We start from the raw sequence: 17,401 nt of genomic DNA, 5'->3' as shown, positions 1-17,401 counted from the left end.
CGCCGGCGACGATGAGCACACGTCTTGCAGAACTGGTCGAGCGCCTGGGTGGAGAGCTGGTCGGCAACCCCGATCTGGTCGTGACAGGCATCGCGCCGATCGACAGCGCCGACGCCTCGCAGGTCACCTTCCTTTCAAATCGAAAACTCCGTGACCAGGCGCGCAGCAGCCAGGCCGCGGCACTGGTGCTGAGCGTGGCAGACAGCGAAGCGCTCGGGCCGGCTTATGCCGGATCGCGCGTGTTGACGCCGAATCCTTACGCATGGTTTGCTCGTGCGGCGCAGCACTTCGCGGCGCTGAATGCACCGCCGGTAATTCCCGGCATCCATCACACCGCAGCTGTTGACCCGACGGCCCGGATTGCGGGCACGGCCTGCATAGGGCCGCACGTGACGGTGGAGGCGGGGGCCGAGGTGGCCGACGATTGCGTGCTGGACAGTGGCTGCTTCGTCGGCCGCGGTGCGCGCATTGGCCGTGGCACGCATTTTTTCGCCAACGTCACCTTCCATGCCGGCTGTGAAATCGGCGAACGCGGCATCGTCCATTCCGGCGCGGTGATCGGCGGTGATGGCTTCGGGTTTGCGAATGAAGGCGGTGCCTGGATCAAGATCCCGCAAACCGGGCGAGTCATCATCGGCGATGATGTGCAGGTTGGCGCCAGCACCACGATCGACCGTGGCGCGCTGTCCGATACCGTGATCGAGGACGGGGTCAAGCTCGACAACCAGATCCAGATAGCGCATAACTGTCACATCGGTGCGAATACTGCGATGGCGGGCTGCGTGGGTGTGGCAGGCAGCGCCCGCATAGGCCGTCATTGCACCTTCGGCGGTGCCGCCATGGTGCTGGGCCACCTGACGATCGCCGATAATGTGCATGTGTCGTCGGGCAGCCTGGTGTCGCGTTCGATACACGAGCCTGGGCAGTACACCGGATTCTATCCGCTGGCCAAGAATGCCGACTGGGAAAAAAGCGCGGCCATCGTGCGCAACCTCGGTTCGATGCGGGACAAGATACGCGAGCTTGAAAAAGCTCTCAAGGAACTGAAAGAACTAAAAGTCAAGAAAGAAGAACCCTGACATGCAACCGCAAGAAATGAAAACGCTGGACATCAACCAGATCAAGGAATACCTGCCGCACAGATACCCGCTGCTGCTGGTCGACCGCGTGCTGGACTGGGAACCCAACAAGAACATCGTTGCCATCAAGAACGTGACGATCAACGAAGAATTCTTCAACGGCCATTTCCCGCACAAGCCGGTGATGCCGGGCGTGATGATGATCGAGGCGCTGGCGCAGACCGCCGCGCTGCTGTCCTTCCTGTCAATGGGCCAGAAGCCGGACGAGAATTCGGTGGTGTACTTTGCCGGTATCGACAATGCCCGCTTCAAGCGGCCGGTGGAGCCGGGCGACCAGCTGCGCATGGAAGTTTCGCTGATCCGTGCCGCGCGCGGCATCTACAAATACACGGCTCGCGCCACTGTCGACGGCAAGACCGCCGTCGAAGCCGAACTGATGTGCACGATGCGCAGCGCACAGGACGCCAGCCGGCCGGCGGTATAAGCATGACGCGTATCCATCCGACGGCAATCGTCGATCCGAAGGCGGCGCTGGACGCGACGGTCGAAGTCGGTCCCTACAGCATCATCGGTCCCAACGTGACGATCGGCGCCGGCACCCGTGTCGGCCCGCATGTCGTGATCGAAGGCCACACCACGATTGGCCGCGACAACCACATTTTCCAGTTCTGCTCGCTCGGTGCGGCGCCACAAGACAAAAAATACGCCGGCGAGGACACTCGCCTGGAGATCGGCGACCGCAACACCATACGCGAGTTCTGTTCGTTCAATACCGGCACGGTACAGGACGCCAGCGTCACCCGGCTGGGCAGCGATAACTGGATACTGGCCTACGTCCACCTGGCGCATGACTGCCAGGTCGGCAGCCACACGATTTTTTCGAACAACGCCACGCTCGCCGGGCACGTCCACGTCGGCGACCATGCGATCCTGTCGGGCTTTGCCGCCGTTCATCAGTTCTGCAAGATCGGCGCGCACGCCTTCGTCGGCATGAACGCCAGCCTGAGCCAGGACGTCCCGCCATTCGTGCTGGCCGGCGGCAGCCCGGTCGCGCCACGCGGCATCAACGTCGAGGGCCTTCGCCGTCGCGGCTTTTCCCCGGAAGAAATCCAGGGCATACGCAGCGCCTACAAGCTGCTCTACAAATCGAGCCTGACCCTGGAACAAGCCAAGGCTGCGCTGGAGGCGGAGGCAGCGGGCGATCCGGTGGCCGCGCCACACATCCTGGCCATCCGCAAGTTCCTGGACAGCGCGACTCGTGGCATCGTCCGCTGACCAGACGGGGCAACGCATTTCCTCCAGGGTGACGCCGGACGAGGCAGTGTCGATTGCCATGGTCGCCGGCGAGACCTCGGGCGACCTGCTGGCCGGCCGCCTGCTGTCCGGGCTGCGCCCGCGCCTGCCCCATGCCCGCCTGCATGGCATTGGCGGCCCCGAAATGGCCCGCTGGGGCTTCCAGAGCGACGTCTCCATGGACAAGCTGGCCGTGCGCGGACTGTTCGAAGTGCTGGCGCATTACCGAGAGATCAAGGGCATACAGACCTCCTTGCGCGACCGCCTGCTCAAGGAGCGGCCGGCCGTCTTCATCGGTGTCGACGCGCCGGACTTCAACCTCGGCCTCGAGATGCAGTTGCGCGAGGCCGGCATTCCGACCGTGCATTTCATCAGTCCGTCGATCTGGGCCTGGCGCGGATCGCGCATCAAGAAGATTGCACGCGCCGTGTCGCACATGCTGGTCGTGTTCCCGTTCGAGGAAGAGATCTACCGCCAGGCCGGCATTCCGGTGACCTATGTCGGCCATCCGATGGCAGAAGTGATTCCCATGGAGCCGGACACCGGCGCGGCGCGCGCCAGCCTTGGACTGCCCGAACATGGCGCCGTGCTGGCCATCCTGCCCGGCAGCCGGATGTCCGAATTGCGCTACAACGCCGCCACCTTTGTCGAGGCGGCGGCCTTGCTGCTCAAGCGCAATCCCTCTCTGCGCCTGATCGCGCCGATGGCCGGCGCAGCCAAGGCCGCGTATTTCAGGCAACTGCTGGCCAAGGCCGGCCTGTCCGATGTGCCGCTCGAAATCCTCGAAGGCCAGTCGCATGCCGCCATCGCCGCGGCCGATGCCGTGCTGGTCGCATCAGGCACGGCCACGCTGGAAGTCGCGCTGTTCAAGAAGCCGATGGTGATCGCCTACAAGATGATGGCGGCGTCATGGCAGGTACTGCGTCACATGGGCTACCAGCCCTGGATCGGGTTGCCGAACATCCTTGCGCGCGAGTTCGTGGTGCCCGAGCTGCTGCAGCACGCCGCCACGCCGCAGGCGATCGCCGATGCCTTGTCGCGCCAGCTCGAGGACCAAGGTCTGCGCACGCGCCTGCAGGACCGTTTCACGATGATGCATCACGACCTGCTGCGCAATACCGCCACCCTGAGCGCGGAAGCCGTGCTGGAAGTGATGGCGGAGCACCGGACACCGCAGGGCAAGCGCCCATGAAAAAGCGTAGCGCCACCCTGGCATTGCCGCTGTTCGACTACGGCGACCGGCTGGTCTGCGGCGTCGATGAAGCCGGGCGCGGACCACTGGCAGGGCCGGTGTATGCAGCGGCAGTGATACTCGACCCCGACCGGCCGATCGACGGCCTGCGCGACTCCAAGAAGCTGAGCGCCGAGCGGCGCGATGAACTGGCAGCGCAGATCCGCGCCTGCGCGATCGCATGGAGCGTGGCCCAGTGTTCCGAAGCCGAGATCGACCAGATCAACATCCTGCAGGCCAGCATGCTGGCCATGCGGCGCGCAATCGAGGGACTGGCGGTGACACCCACGCTGGCCCTGATCGACGGCAACCGCTGCCCGGTGATCGACATCCCGAGCGAAGCAGTGGTCGGCGGCGATGACCTGATCCCGGCCATATCCGCCGCCTCCATCCTGGCCAAGACCGCGCGCGACGCTGCGCTGCAGGAATTGCACCAGCAATACCCGCTATACGGCTTCGACCAGCACAAGGGCTATCCGACTGCCATGCATCTGGAACGGCTGGCCTTGCACGGCGTGTCGCCGGTGCACCGCCGGTCGTATGCGCCGGTCAGGGCAGCACTGGAGCGCGCAATCAGGGCGGATGCCGCCACGATCCCGGACCAAGACCAATGAACGAGAAGCACATCAGTTCCCGCGACAATCCGCAGTACAAGGCACTGCGGCAACTGGCATCCAGCACCCAAGCCAGGCGCCGGGCCGGCCAGTGCCTGCTGGACGGCATACACCTGTGCCAGGCTTACCTTGACCAGGTCGGCCTGCCGCACACCTGCGTGGTCGGCGAGAGCGCGCGCTCGAATCCCGAAGTGGCTGCAATCGTCGCCCGCGCCGGGGCGCGCTGCCTGGTGCTGGCGGATGGACTGTTCGGCCAACTGAGCCAGGTCGAACATGGCATCGAACTGCTGTTCGTGATCGACACACCGTCCACCGGACCAGCGCCGGTGCTGACCGAATCGGCGGTACTGCTGGACAACGTGCAGGATCCGGGCAATGTCGGCTCCATCCTGCGCAGCGCAGCAGCAGCCGGCATCCGCGTCATCTGCTGCGGCCCGGGGACGGCCTTCGCGTGGTCGAGCAAGGTGTTGCGTGCCGGGATGGGCGGGCACTTTGCGTTGACCATTCATGAAAATGTGGACTTGGCCGAATGTGTGCGCACGGCCAGGGTACCGGTCTATGCGACCAGTTCGCATGCCAGCGCCACCATCTACGAGCTCGACCTGCACGGCGAAGCAGGATGGCTGTTCGGCCATGAAGGGCAGGGCGTATCCGATGAACTGATGGCATTGACCACGGCATCCATCTCGATTCCGCACCTCGGCCCGGTCGAATCCCTGAATGTCGCGGCCAGTGCTGCCGTGTGCTTTTTCGAACAGGTCAGGCAGAAAGTGGCGAAGTCGGGGGCAGGTTGACCCCGTTCGAGTCCCGCCCCTGACCTGCGCTGCATGGTCCTGGCTTCCTGGCTTCCCGGCTTCTTACACCGCGCAGTACTTTTCCTGTATCTCGCGGTCCGCCAGCAATTCATCCGCGGTCCCGGTGTGCACGATCTCGCCCTGATCCAGGATATATGCCCGGTCTGAAATCGATAGCGCACGTTCCACGTTCTGTTCGACCAGCAGGATGGTGGTGCCTTGTTCCTTCATCTTGCGGAACAGGTGGAACATTTCATCGACCAGGATCGGCATGATGCCTTCCGACGGCTCGTCCAGCAGGATCATCTTGGGCTTTGCCATCATGGCCCGCGCGATCGCCAGCATCTGCTGCTCGCCGCCGGACATCGAGGTGCCGTCCTGATCCAGACGTTCCTTCAGGCGCGGGAAGATTGCGGCGATCTCTTCGATCATCTCGGCCATCTGATGGCGCCCCGCCGAGGCGATCAGGCCCAGTTGCAGGTTCTCGCGCACGGTCAAGCCCTGCACGATGCGCCGGTCTTCCGGGACATAGGCCAGGCCAAGATGGAAGCGCGTATGCGGCGCTGAAGCCAGGCACTCGTGGCCGTCGAACAGGACGCTGCCGCTGCGCTTGCCCACCAGTCCCATGATGGTGCGCAGGGTGGTCGTCTTGCCGGCGCCATTGCGGCCCATCAGCGTGACGATCTCGCCCGGTTTCACTTCGAAAGAAATGTCCTGGACCACATGGCTGCGGTCGTACCAGGCATTGAGTCGGTCTACTTTCAGCATCGGTTTTCCTTTAATTCTGCCCAAGGTAGACGCGCTTGACTTCGCTGTTGTTGCGAATTTCATCAGGCGTCCCCTCGGCCAGGAATTCGCCGTGATGCAGCACGATCAGGCGCTCGCAGATGCCCATCACCAGCTTCATCTTGTGCTCGACCAGGATCACGGTGCGCTCCTGCGCCAGCGAGGTGATCAGCGACATCATCACCGTGGTTTCCTGCGGCGACATGCCGGCGGTGGGCTCGTCCATCAGCAGTAGCGTCGGATCGCAGGACAGGGCCATCGCGATTTCCAGCGCTCGCTGCTGGCCGTGCGCCAGGTCGGCCGCCGGACGGTTGCGCACCGCGCTCAATCCGACTCGTTCCAGCAGGTGGTCGGCCAGTTCGATCAGTTCCGGCAAGTCCGCGCGGTTGCGCCACAGCGAAAAGCGGGCGCGCCGCATCTGCGCCGCCACGCGCACGTTCTCGTGCGCCGACAACTGCTTGAACACGTTCGTGATCTGGAAACTCTTGGCGATGCCGATGCGCGCGAATTCATGCTGCGGCATGCCGGTGATGTCGCGGCCCTGGTAGCGTATCCGCCCCTCGCTGGGCGGGAATGCCCCGCTGACGACATTGAAAAACGTGCTCTTGCCAGCGCCATTGGGGCCGATGATCGCGGTCAGCTTGCCGGGCTGGAAGCTGACGTTGATGTCGTTGAGCGCACGGAAGCCGCCGAAGCGCTGGGTGATGCCTTCCACTTCAAGGATCGGTGTGCTCATTTTGCGGCCCCCGCAGCATCCGCGGCCAGCGGCGCGACCGCCGCTTTCTGTTCATGCCCGGCATAACGCAGGGCCCAGCCGACGATGCTGCCCCAGATGCCTTTCGGGAAGAACAGCACGAACAGCATGAAAACCACGCCGACCACCGCCATCCAGTGCTTGGTCATTGCCGTCACCACGTCTTCCAGGTACAGGAATACCGCGGCGCCGACGAAGGGGCCGAAGAAGGTGCCCATGCCGCCGAGCAGGCACATCATGATGCCTTGGCCGGACTGGACGTAGTGCAGCGAATCGACAGGCACGATGGACAAGTGCAGCGCGCGCAGCGTGCCGGCCAGTCCGCACACGCCGGCCGATATGACGAACACCAGCAGCTTGCTGCGGGCGACGTCAAAGCCACAGGCGGCGGTGCGCTTTTCGTTTTCGCGGATGGCTTCGATGACGGCGCCGAACGGCGAGTTCAGCACGCGCGAAACGAACCACAACGCCAGCGCCACGAACACGAACAGGATGTAGTACTTGGTCAAGGGATGCAGGAAATCGAGTTCGATGCCGGGCAACTGTATCTTCTCGACCTTGATGCCGCGCAGGCCGTTTTCACCGCCGGTCCAGCGCTCTGCCTTGTAGAAGCCGTAGTACACGATCTGCCCCAGCGCCAGCGTCACCATCGAGAAATAGATGCCGCGGGTCCGAATGGCAAGATAGCCGACGATGGCGCCCACTATCAAGGAGCCGATCACGCCGATCACGATCGCCGGCACCCAGTGCACGTTGAAGTGCACCATGGCGATGCCGGTCGCATAGCTGCCGACGCCGAAGAAAGCCGCATGGCCGAAGGACAGCATGCCGGTGTAGCCGAACAGCAGGTTCAGGCCGACCGCATACAGGCCGAAGATCAGGATGTTGATCGCCAGCGCCTCGTACGGCATCACCAGCGGGAATATCAGCAGGAACAGCAGCACGGCTGCTACCCGGTTCCGGGCAATCAGGGAAATGAAATTCTGCATGGTCTTAACTCATCAGTCCGGCTTTGCCGAAGAAGCCTTGCGGCCGGATCAGCAGCACCACAGCCATCAGCACGAAGATCGACAGTTCGGCCAGTTCCGGCGCGAACAGCGAAGTCATGCTGAACACCACGCCGACCAACAGGCCGGCCACCACGGCACCGGGCAGTGAGCCCATGCCGCCGACCACCGTCACTACGAAAGATTCGGCCAGGATCGGTATGCCCATTTCGGGGTTGACCGCCCGCGTCGGCGCCGCCAGCACGCCGGACAGGCCGGCGATCGCGGTGCCGATTCCGAACACGATCAGCCACACCCGCGACACATCGATGCCCAGCACCCGCACGATTTCGGGATCGCGCGAACCGGCCCGGATGATCAGGCCGAAGCGGGTTTTCTCGATGAACAGCCACAGCCCTAATATCACTACCGCGGTGGCGCCGATCAGGAACAGGCGGTACAGCGGGAAATGGCCGAAGCCGAGGTTGACCGCGCCCCGCAGTTCAGGCGGCGTCGACGTCGGCATGCCTTCGATGCCGAACGCCACCCGCATCGCCTCGATCATTACATACGACAGGCCGAAGGTAAGCAGAAGCGGATAGTCGATGCCGCGCCCGTACAAGGGCCGCACCAGGAAACGCTCGGTCACCAGCCCGATGGCACCGACTGCCAGCGGGGTAAGCACCAGGCTGAACCAGAAATTTCCGGTCAGCGCGATGAAATAGACGCCGAGGAAGGCGCCCACCATGAAAAACGCTCCATGCGCGAAATTGACGACGGTCAGCATGCCGAATATCAGTGACAGGCCGATCGCCAGCAACGCATACACTGCGCCCAGCGCGATGCCGGTCATCAGTTGTGCTGCCAGCAGTGAGAGCGTGATGTCGCCCATGTGTGTTGTCCTCCTCGGCTATCTGGTTCAGGTGCTTATCTTGTGGCCGAGCTCGTCGCAACTGCGCAAGTTCGCCTCGTTCGGCTTTTCGACGGCGAGAACCTTGAACACGTCGTTCTTGTCCTTGCCCTTGGACTTGGACTCGACGATGACCACCGATTGCACCGACTGGTGGTCGCACTTGCGGTAGAACTGTTCGCCCTTGTAGAAGTCGTAGCGCAACTGGCGCAGCGCAATGCTGACCTTGGTCGAATCGGTGGACTTGGCGTTCAGCACTGCCTGCAGCACGCTGCGCACGCCGGCATAGCCGAGCGCGCCGTAGTCGGACGGCACCGCGCCGCCATAGGCTTTGCGGAATTTGTCGTTGAACGCCTTGGCGCTGGGAACGGTGTCTTCCATGCCCCAGTAATAGGAAGTTCCGCCCATGACGCCTTCGTAGGCGTCGGCGCCGCCAGCCACGCGCGCGGTGAACAGCAGAACCGGGACAATGACCTTGGATTTGGCTTTCAGGCCGAAGTCGGTGATCTGCTTGACCGAGTTGATATTGTCGCGGCCGAAGTTGTTCAGCACGATCATGTCCGGCTTGAGCGCCTGGATGCGCGGCAGGAAGGCGGAGTAATCGGCGGTGCCAATCGGGTGCCGGATGTCAGCCAGCATTTTGGTGCCGAGAGCCTGGCCGGCGCGCTGGAAGCCGCGCACCATTTCATGGCCATAAGCATAGTCGGCGGTCAGGTAGACCACGGTCTTGCCGTATTTCGGGAAGGCATAGCGGGCGACCGCGCCGGCGGTCAAGTGCGGATTGAGCGCTTCATGGAACGTGAACAGGCTCCAGTCCTTGGCTTCGTTGATCGCATCGGACTGACTGATCGAGTTGAACAGGATCTTGCGGTCGCGGCAGACGGCGTTGATCGACAGCTGCGTCGCAGCTGACAAGGAACCGACGATGAAATCGGCCTTGTCTTTTTCAATCAGTTCCAGCGTGCGGGTGGCAGCCTCGCCCGGGTTGAGCTTGTCGTCGCGCACCAGCAACTCGGCCTTGCGGCCGTTGAAGCCGCCAGCGGCGTTCCATTCGTTGACGGCGAGCTGGGCCGCGCGCACCTGGTCCTGTGCTTCGGCAGAGAAAGGACCGGTCAGCGGCACCGGAAAGCCGATCCGGATCGGCGTGCTCTGGGCCTGCGCAATGTTGAACCAGAGCGGCGAGCTGGCTGCTGCCAGGCCGGCGCCTACTATCATGCGGCGATGCTTGTTATGTGTGGACTGCGTCATTTCTGTCTCCTCGATAGATCGATGGTGTGGTCGCGAGTGCTTGCTTTTGTTGCTTTTGTTGCTTTTTTCGCTTGTGCCCGATTACTTCGATGCTGCTTTTTTTTTTGCTGCATTTTTTGCTGCTTTTTTTTGCTGCTTCCTGCTTTCCTTTTCTGCTTTCCTTTGCTGTTTGCCGGGTGATTCTCCTGCTTCAACTTTCCTTGCTCACAGTTCCTTGCTCAACGCGTGCTTGAGGCCGGTGGTTCATACGGATCGACTGCCGTCTCGCGCACCACCTTTTCGTCGCTGCGCGCCACGGTTCCCTTGCGGCTGCCAGTCTGGGACTGCATGTAGGCACCGAGATTACGCGCATGCTGGACGACATCCTGGAGCATCTGCAAGCGTGCCGACTGATAGGCCAGCCCGGCAGCCGGCGTGGCGCCATGCAGCGCGATCGCGTCGGCGATGGCGCCGCCGTCCTGCGCGGCCTTGGTCACGCCCATGCCGCAATGCGGACGGGCGACGAAAGCGGCATCGCCCATCAGCATCACGCGGCCAAATGCGATCTGCTGCGAAACCACATCGTAGATCGGTTGCAGGAAGGGCAGGGCGGTCTTTTCCAGCACTTCAGCGAACTGTGGCGCCAGCAACCGGCGTCCGGCTTCGCGCATGGCGGCGACATTACGCCAGTTGACCTTGTTCGGCGGGATGCCGGTCGGATAGAAATTGCCGTCGGCGTCGGTCAGCAAGGCATTCAGCCCTTCCGGCTCGGCTGCCGGCCGGTACCAGACAAAGTTGAAGCGGCGCTTGCCGCGCACGGTCGAGTTGCCGGCGCCGGCCACCGGGTAGCCGAGCATCTGCTCGCCAGGCGGCAGGCCGAAGCCGAAGCGTTCAAACACCGAATCCAGCGTGAATTTTGACAGTACCGACTCGTCGCAGACGCCGCGCCAGGCCACATAGCCGGCATATTGCGGCTGCACCTGCGGCGCATATTGGGCGCGAACCGCGGAACGCAGGCCATCGGAGGCCACCAGCAGGTCACCGCTGAAATCACGGCCGTCCTCGCAGTGCACGGTCACGCTGTCTTCGGTCTGGGTGACGCTCTTCACGCTCGCCCCATGGACATAACGTCCGGCAGGCAGCGCCTCTTGCAGCAGATGATAGAGCCGGCTCCAGGACGTGAGTATCTGCGGCATCACGACCGTGACGTCCGGCGTGCCGTCGATCTGCAGCGATACCCGTTCTTCGACCCGCACGCCGAGCGTCTCGTCGACGCGGGCGCCGGCGCGCAGCAGCCCGCGCTCCAGCGCCTTGTGGGTCACGATGCCGGCGCCGCGGCCGTCGAGCGACTCGGATGCCTTTTCCAGCACCAGCACGTCATGGCCTTCACGCAGCAGGATATTGGCAGCGAACAGCCCGCCCAGCGATCCGCCGGCAATCAGGATACGCGCCATCTCAGGAGGCCCGTGCGGGGCGCGCGTCAAGGGCTTCTTTTTCGGCCGCCGGGTAGTTCAGTTCGATCACCACGCCGTTCGGATCGTCCAGGAACAACTGGTGCAGGCCGATGCTGGGCACGGTGCGTTCGCGCACCGCGATGCCGAGCTTGCCCAGATGGTCGAGCATGTCGGACAGCCCTTCGGCGAAGAAGGCGATGTGATCGATGGTGCCCGTGCCCTTCAGTTCGGAGGGATCGCGATCGCCCAGGTATTTTTTCAGGCCCTCGGGATCATTCGGGTCGATGCCGATGATGTGCACCACTGCGTTGTAATAATCGCCGTGATCGCCGCGGTACAGCCATATCCCCGGGAAAGGGAAGGGCGGACGCGGGCCGACGGTAAGGCCCAGCACATTGACGTAAAACGCCCGGCACGCCTCCAGGTCCATGGTACGTATCGAAAAATGGTTCAGCGTCAGTGCCATGTCATTCTCCTTTGGGTGCGCGCTTTTTGCTCGCGCTGTTGTTCGCTTTGTCGTTCGCTCTGTCGTTTGCTTTGCTGTTCGCCAACCTGCTTGTCTTGCCACCCGCTGCGGATCGCGCCGGCTTTGCCGGCCGGACGCTGTCTTCCAGTATCCGGGCCGATGACCACAGATAGGATCGCACCCGGTCTGCTATGTAGATTTCGTCGTTTTCCGTGGCCTCGGCGCCGTGCACTGCCTGGCCGTAGATCCAGCGTCGCACGCCGGTGTAGAAAATGCCGCCGTGCAGGCCCATCAGTAATTCCAGTTCTCGCGCGCTCGGACGGGCGCGGGAAGTGCTGCCGCAATGACGGCGCGCCTCGCGCACCAAACGCGGAAACAGCTTGTCACGCAGCAGGGCAAAGAAACGGTCGGTAATGTAATGGTCGGACAGGCCGGAGAAAATGAAGATGCGCACAAAATCGCGGTCCAGTATCGTCCCGGCGTAGTCGCAATAGAAGCGCACGAGCTTTTCCTCCGCGCCGATATTCCGGTCATCGAGCAGCTTTTCCCACTCCGGCTTCCAGCGGCCTTCGAACAGTTCGTAATAGACGCGCTCGATCAGTGCCTGCTTGGTCGGAAAATAGTGATAGAGCAGGGCGTGGGTGATGCCGATGTCCTGTGCCAGCACGCGCATCTGCCCGTCCAGCCCGTGTTCGGAGAAGAACGCAACCGCGCCCAGCAGGATCTGCTTCTCGCGCTCCTCTACAGACAGCCGCCGGCGTGCCGGTGCGGTCTCTCCGGCGGAAGCGCTTGAACGACGCACTGACGTGTCCCCTTGTTTCATATTTTGTTATTTACCAAGTGTTCAACATTGTGGCATATTATTTATCAGCTGGTAAATAGGCTTAATTCGAGGCTTAACTGCAGGCTTGGTTGCATGCTTGGTTGCCTGATCGCGCCATGCCGCGCAAGTCGCTGCAGCACAGGACAACAGCAAGAACAACGGTCCTCTACGAGGGCTGCGAGGAGACGCAATGAAACAAGACAGCGATAAGCTTGTTGGCGCACTGCAGCATGCGCGCAGCAAGAACGGCCCCGGGATGCCGCGATGAAAGCGCCTCCTTTTGACTACGCCCGGCCAGCCAGCCTGGCCGAGGTGTTCGACCTGCTCGCGGCACACGGCGACAATGCGCGGCTGCTGGCCGGCGGCCAGACCCTGCTGGCAACCCTGAACATGCGATTGTCCGAGCCGGCACTGCTGGTCGACATCAACGGCATTGCCGAACTATCCGGCATTTCGGTCAGCGCCACGCACCTGCGCATCGGCGCACTCACCCGGCACACTGAAATCGAGGATTCGCCCCTGGTGGCCAGGCATGCGCCGCTGCTGGCGATGGCGGTGCCGCATATCGCGCACCGGGCGATCCGCAACCTCGGCACTTTCGGCGGCTCCATCGCCTACGCCGACCCGGCCGCCGAATGGCCGGCCTGCGCGCTGGCGCTGGACGCCGAATTGATCGTGCGCAGCAGGAGCGGCGAACGCCGCATCGCAGCCGCCGATTTCTTCGTCGACGTGCTGACGACTTCCTTGCTTGCTGGCGAGGTGCTGGTCGCCTGCGAGATTCCACTGCGCGGTCCGGACTGGCGTCATGCATTCGATGAACTGGCGCGGCGCCATGGCGATTATGCGATCGTCGGGCTGGCCGTGGCCGCGCGTCGTGACGGCGAGCTGGTGGCCGATGCGCGACTTTCTTTCCTGGGCGTCGGCAACACGCCGCTGCGCGCGCGCCAGACCGAAGCTGTGCTGAACGGCAGGCGACTGGATGCGCAGGCCATCGACGATGCTGCCGCCGCACTGAGGACCGAACTGAGCGGCGAGTACGCGCCGATGTCCGACCTGACAAACTCATCCGCCACCAAGCGCCACCTGGCGACGGTGCTGCTGCGCCGGCAGCTGGCGCAGATCGCTGCACAGTAGCGGAACCATCGCGGCACAATCGCGGCACAAAAAATAGGACCCGACATGAGCACATCCAACCCGACCTGCAGCATCGAGGTCACCATCAATGGCCAGGCCGGTCGCTATGAAGTCGAGCCGCGCCAGCATCTGGTCGATTTCCTGCGCAATGAACTTGAACTGACCGGCTCCCATCTTGGTTGCGAGCACGGCGTGTGCGGTGCGTGCACGGTGAAGCTGGACGGCGTCATCGTCCGCGGCTGCCTGGTGCTGGCGGTGCAGGCCGACGGCAAATCGGTGCAGACGGTAGAGGGGCTCACCGAATCCGGGACCATGCGCGACCTGCAGGACGCCTTCGTCAAGCGCAATGCGCTGCAATGCGGCTTTTGCACGTCCGGCATGCTGATGGCCGCATCCGAACTGATCGAGCAGCAGCCCGGCGCGCAGCGCGAGGAAGTGCGGTCCTTCATTGCCGGCAATTTCTGCCGCTGCACCGGTTATCACGCCATCGTCGACGCAATCTGTGACGTGTTGCAGGCGCGACGCCTGGCTGCACAAGGAGCAAAAGCATGAACGCACCGGAAAAAATCACCCTGCCGCTGCCGCCAGTCACCGAGGATCCGCGCTATGTCGGCGAAAGCGTGCCGCGCAGCGGTGCCCGCCGCCTGACCGAAGGCCGCGGCCAGTACCTGGATGACCTTTCGCTGCCGCGCATGGGGCATGTGGTGTTCTGGCGCAGCCCGCTGGCGCATGCCCGCATCGTCTCGATAGATCGCTCGGCAGCCCTGCAAATGCCCGGCGTGCTGGCGGTTGTCGACGGCAAGGAAATGGCCCAGGTATGCAAGCCCTGGGTTGCCGTGCTCGGTCACCTGCCCGGCATGAAGTCGGCGCCGCAATATCCGCTGGCGCCGGAACGCGTTTGCTGGCAGGGCGAGCCGGTAGTGGCGGTGGTGGCCAAGACCCGGGCGCAAGCCGAAGATGCGATGCAGTTGCTGCAGGTCGACCTGGAGGAATTGACGCCGGTGGTCGACATGGAAAGCGCGCTGTCGCCATCCACGCCGGTGATCCATCCCGAACTGGGCGACAACCTGTGCTTCACGCGCGACCTCGACACTGGCGGCGTGGATGACGCTTTCGCCCGTGCCGACGTGGTGGAGGAAGCGACCTTTCAATTCGGCCGCCATACCGGTGTCACGCTCGAGCCGCGCGCTCAGATTGCGGACTGGGATCCGGGCCAGCAGCGCCTGACGGTGTATCACTCGCAGCAGGCGCCGCACATGATGCAGGACCTGTATTCCCGCCAGTTCGATTTGCCGGAGGCGTCGGTACGAGTGATCTGCCGTGACGTCGGCGGCTCGTTCGGCATCAAGGTGCATGCCTATCCGGACGATTTCGCGACGGTCGCGCTGTCCATCATGCTCAAGCGTCCGGTCAAGTTCGTGGCCGACCGGCTGGAGTCATTTTCCAGCGACATCCATGCCCGCGAGCACAGGGTGCGTGGACGCATCGCAGCCACCGCCGCCGGCGAAATCATTGCATTCGAGATCGACGACCTGACCGCCATCGGGCCGTACTCGATGTTCCCGCGCACCAGCGCCATCGAGGGCAACCAGGTGGTCAATCTGGTCGGCGGGCCGTACAAGCACAAGCATTACCGCGCCCATCTCGACGTGGTATTCCAGAACAAGACGCCGACCTGCCAGTACCGCGGCGTTGGCCACCCGATCGCCTGCGCCGTCACTGAAGGCCTGGTCGACCTGGCCGCGCGCAAGCTGGGCATGGATCCGCTCGAATTGCGGCGCCGCAACGTGATACCGGACGACGCCTATCCCTGCACCGGCGCCTCCGGCATCAAGCTGGAAGTTCTGTCGCACCAAGCCTGCATGAGCAAGCTCGAATCAATGATGAATTACAGCGCGCTGCTGCAGGAACAGGCAGCCTTGCGCAGCAAGGGCATCCATCGCGGCATCGGCTTTGCGGCGGTGATCGAACTGACCAACCCCAGCGCCGCATTCTATGGAGTGGGCGGCGCCCGCATCTCGGCCCAGGACGGCGCCACCGCACGGCTGGAGCCGAGCGGCGCGGTCACGATCCTGATTGGCGTCGGCGAGCAAGGGCAGGGAACCGAAGGCATCTATGCCCAGATCGCGGCTGACGCGGTCGGGGTCGGCATCGAGCGCGTGCGGGTCGTGACCGGCGACACCGACGTCACGCCGTATGGCGGCGGCACCTGGGCTTCGCGCGGTGCAGGTATTGGCGGCGAAGCGGTGCTGCTGGCCGGCATGGCGCTGCGCGAAAACATCCTGACGGTGGCCTGCGCAATCCTGCAACGCGAGCGCTCGACGCTGTCGGTACGGCGTGACGCCATTGTCGATGCGGATTCGCATGAGCCGGTACTGCCACTGGCGGAACTGGGCCGGATCGCCTATTTCCGGCCCGACACACTGCCGGCCGGTTTCCAGTCGGAGCTGATGGTCACGCGGCACTATGCGCAACGCGACTATCCCTTCATTTTCACCAATGGCATTCAGGCCTCGTATGTCGAGGTGGATGTAGACACCGGCTTCGTCAAGCTGCTGAAGCACTGGGTGGTGGAAGACTGCGGCCGGGTGCTGAACCCACTGCTGGTCGACGAACAGATGCGTGGCGCGATCGTGCAAGGCATAGGCGGCGCGCTGTACGAGGAATGCCTGTATGACGACAACGGCATCATGCTCAACGGCAGCATGGCCGACTACCTGGTACCGATGGCGGCCGAGATGCCGGACATCGAGGTAGCCCATGTGGAAACCCCGACCGCGACGTCGAAGCTGGGCGCCAAGGGCGCCGGCGAGGCCGGCACGGCCGGCGCGCCAGCGGCGATCGTGAACGCGATCAACGATGCACTGGCACCCTTCAAGGCCCAGGTATGGTCGCAACCGGTGACGCCGGAGAAGGTGTTGCGTGCCTTGGGGAAGGTTTGATCAGGTAAGTACATCCGTGCGGGAAAAGTCAAGACCTGACCCCTTGCAGTACATCTGTTCGGGAAAGGTCAAGACCTGACCCCATTGCGCTCCTTGTGAATTTTTTTCAAGTACCCGATACCAACAAGCCGGAACCTTGCTGATATTATTGATTTTCCGCAAAAGACCGGCCCTCACCGGCAGTACGCTTGCCTGGCAGCAGCAGGCTTCGTGTTGATCCCGGCCCAGGCCTCCCTGTTGCGGCAAAAAAAGCTGGAGAAGAAGAAATCGGTAACGAGGCGATCTGCCTGGTGATCGGGATAACGAGGAGACGACAGATTCACGACCGGGCATCCGCCTGGCCGTTGCCTTCGCCTTCGCGTTGATCTTCCCGCCCTTGCATCGAATGGCTGTATCGCCCGCTTGATCATTCAAACGAGGAGTCGAGGCAAATGGCTATTCATGTATCCCTGACGGTAAACGGTACTCCCGTCAGTGCGGACATCGATCCGCGCACGCTGCTGGTCCAGTTTCTCCGGGAAAACCTGCAACTCACCGGCACCCACGTCGGCTGCGACACCAGCCAGTGCGGCGCCTGCACCGTGACCGTCAATGGCAATGCGGTGAAATCCTGTTCAGCGCTGGCAGCACAGTTCCAGGGCGCCGAGGTAACCACCATCGAGGGCGTCGCCGCCGCGGACGGCACCATGCATCCGATGCAGGCCGCATTCAAGGAATGTCACGGCCTGCAGTGCGGCTTCTGCACCCCCGGCATGATCATGTGCGCGCTCGAAGTCGCGAAGGACAACCCGACTCCCACCGAATCCGAAGTCCGCGAAAAAATCCGCGGCAACATGTGCCGCTGCACCGGTTATCACAACATCGTCAGGGCCATCCAGCTCGGCGCCGCCAACATGGAAGGAGCCTGA

The 17,401-nt window shown here is 63.2% G+C and carries 19 protein-coding genes; 10 read left to right on the top strand and 9 right to left on the bottom strand.

Going from position 1 to position 17,401, the window contains the following annotated elements:
• The first annotated feature begins 11 nt into the window (after positions 1-11).
• From lpxD to FVE66_RS07590, 6 genes are read left to right on the top strand one after another with little or no spacing between them, the layout of a single operon-like run.
• A complete protein-coding gene (lpxD, locus tag FVE66_RS07615) occupies positions 12-1,079 on the top strand; it encodes a UDP-3-O-(3-hydroxymyristoyl)glucosamine N-acyltransferase (protein WP_151446797.1) in 1,068 nt (355 codons plus the stop codon).
• A 16-nt stretch (positions 1,080-1,095) separates the two neighbouring features.
• A complete protein-coding gene (gene fabZ, locus FVE66_RS07610) occupies positions 1,096-1,563 on the top strand; it encodes a 3-hydroxyacyl-ACP dehydratase FabZ (protein WP_151447246.1) in 468 nt (155 codons plus the stop codon).
• 2 nt (positions 1,564-1,565) lie between these two features.
• Positions 1,566-2,354 (top strand): acyl-ACP--UDP-N-acetylglucosamine O-acyltransferase, encoded by a 789-nt coding sequence (gene lpxA, locus FVE66_RS07605; RefSeq protein WP_151446796.1) that lies wholly within the window; start codon positions 1,566-1,568, stop codon positions 2,352-2,354.
• Entirely contained in the window at positions 2,338-3,564 is a 1,227-nt protein-coding gene (gene lpxB, locus FVE66_RS07600; protein WP_421829308.1) for a lipid-A-disaccharide synthase, read from the top strand. The genes lpxA and lpxB overlap by 17 nt, the downstream gene beginning before the upstream one ends.
• Positions 3,561-4,217 (top strand): ribonuclease HII, encoded by a 657-nt coding sequence (gene rnhB / locus FVE66_RS07595; RefSeq protein ID WP_151446795.1) that lies wholly within the window; start codon positions 3,561-3,563, stop codon positions 4,215-4,217. The genes lpxB and rnhB overlap by 4 nt, the downstream gene beginning before the upstream one ends.
• Positions 4,214-5,011 (top strand): TrmH family RNA methyltransferase, encoded by a 798-nt coding sequence (locus tag FVE66_RS07590; protein WP_151446794.1) that lies wholly within the window; start codon positions 4,214-4,216, stop codon positions 5,009-5,011. Before rnhB ends, FVE66_RS07590 begins: the two co-directional genes overlap by 4 nt.
• 63 nt (positions 5,012-5,074) lie before the next feature.
• Here the strand turns inward: FVE66_RS07590 and FVE66_RS07585 are convergent, their stop codons facing one another.
• The 9 genes from FVE66_RS07585 to FVE66_RS07545 are packed head-to-tail and all read right to left on the bottom strand — an operon-like array spanning position 5,075 to position 12,396.
• Positions 5,075-5,779 (bottom strand): ABC transporter ATP-binding protein, encoded by a 705-nt coding sequence (locus tag FVE66_RS07585; protein ID WP_151446793.1) that lies wholly within the window; start codon positions 5,777-5,779, stop codon positions 5,075-5,077.
• A gap of 10 nt (positions 5,780-5,789) precedes the next feature.
• On the bottom strand, positions 5,790-6,533 hold the full coding sequence (locus FVE66_RS07580) for an ABC transporter ATP-binding protein (RefSeq protein ID WP_151446792.1): 744 nt from the start codon (positions 6,531-6,533) through the stop codon (positions 5,790-5,792).
• Positions 6,530-7,540: a branched-chain amino acid ABC transporter permease gene (locus FVE66_RS07575; protein ID WP_151446791.1), complete on the bottom strand. Its 1,011-nt coding sequence runs from the start codon at positions 7,538-7,540 to the stop codon at positions 6,530-6,532. Before FVE66_RS07575 ends, FVE66_RS07580 begins: the two co-directional genes overlap by 4 nt.
• A 4-nt stretch (positions 7,541-7,544) precedes the next feature.
• Positions 7,545-8,429, bottom strand: coding sequence for a branched-chain amino acid ABC transporter permease (locus FVE66_RS07570; protein WP_151446790.1), 885 nt, complete (start codon positions 8,427-8,429; stop codon positions 7,545-7,547).
• Between the two features lie 27 nt (positions 8,430-8,456).
• Positions 8,457-9,695: an ABC transporter substrate-binding protein gene (locus FVE66_RS07565; protein WP_151446789.1), complete on the bottom strand. Its 1,239-nt coding sequence runs from the start codon at positions 9,693-9,695 to the stop codon at positions 8,457-8,459.
• Positions 9,692-9,889, bottom strand: a complete 198-nt coding sequence (locus tag FVE66_RS07560; protein ID WP_151446788.1) for a hypothetical protein — start codon at positions 9,887-9,889, stop codon at positions 9,692-9,694. Before FVE66_RS07560 ends, FVE66_RS07565 begins: the two co-directional genes overlap by 4 nt.
• Positions 9,890-9,913: 24 nt before the next feature.
• On the bottom strand, positions 9,914-11,128 hold the full coding sequence (locus FVE66_RS07555) for an FAD binding domain-containing protein (RefSeq protein WP_151446787.1): 1,215 nt from the start codon (positions 11,126-11,128) through the stop codon (positions 9,914-9,916).
• Between the two features lies 1 nt (position 11,129).
• Positions 11,130-11,594: a VOC family protein gene (locus FVE66_RS07550; RefSeq protein WP_151446786.1), complete on the bottom strand. Its 465-nt coding sequence runs from the start codon at positions 11,592-11,594 to the stop codon at positions 11,130-11,132.
• Between the two features lies 1 nt (position 11,595).
• The gene (locus FVE66_RS07545; protein ID WP_241673082.1) at positions 11,596-12,396 is read right to left on the bottom strand and encodes a TetR/AcrR family transcriptional regulator; all 801 of its coding nucleotides are present in this window, start codon (positions 12,394-12,396) and stop codon (positions 11,596-11,598) included.
• A gap of 285 nt (positions 12,397-12,681) precedes the next feature.
• On the opposite strand from FVE66_RS07545, the gene FVE66_RS07540 reads away from it, so the two are divergent.
• The 4 genes from FVE66_RS07540 (at position 12,682) to FVE66_RS07525 (ending at position 17,401) form a co-directional block, all read left to right on the top strand.
• On the top strand, positions 12,682-13,551 hold the full coding sequence (locus tag FVE66_RS07540; RefSeq protein ID WP_151446784.1) for an FAD binding domain-containing protein: 870 nt from the start codon (positions 12,682-12,684) through the stop codon (positions 13,549-13,551).
• 45 nt (positions 13,552-13,596) lie between these two features.
• A complete protein-coding gene (locus FVE66_RS07535) occupies positions 13,597-14,103 on the top strand; it encodes a (2Fe-2S)-binding protein (RefSeq protein ID WP_151446783.1) in 507 nt (168 codons plus the stop codon).
• Positions 14,100-16,493, top strand: coding sequence for a xanthine dehydrogenase family protein molybdopterin-binding subunit (locus FVE66_RS07530; protein ID WP_151446782.1), 2,394 nt, complete (start codon positions 14,100-14,102; stop codon positions 16,491-16,493). The genes FVE66_RS07535 and FVE66_RS07530 overlap by 4 nt, the downstream gene beginning before the upstream one ends.
• Positions 16,494-16,924: 431 nt before the next feature.
• Positions 16,925-17,401 (top strand): (2Fe-2S)-binding protein, encoded by a 477-nt coding sequence (locus FVE66_RS07525; RefSeq protein WP_151446781.1) that lies wholly within the window; start codon positions 16,925-16,927, stop codon positions 17,399-17,401.

This window comes from Lacisediminimonas profundi (genome assembly GCF_008831265.1).
GTDB classification, from domain to species: domain Bacteria; phylum Pseudomonadota; class Gammaproteobacteria; order Burkholderiales; family Burkholderiaceae_D; genus Lacisediminimonas; species Lacisediminimonas profundi.
This window is presented reverse-complemented; position numbering and strand designations above follow the sequence as displayed.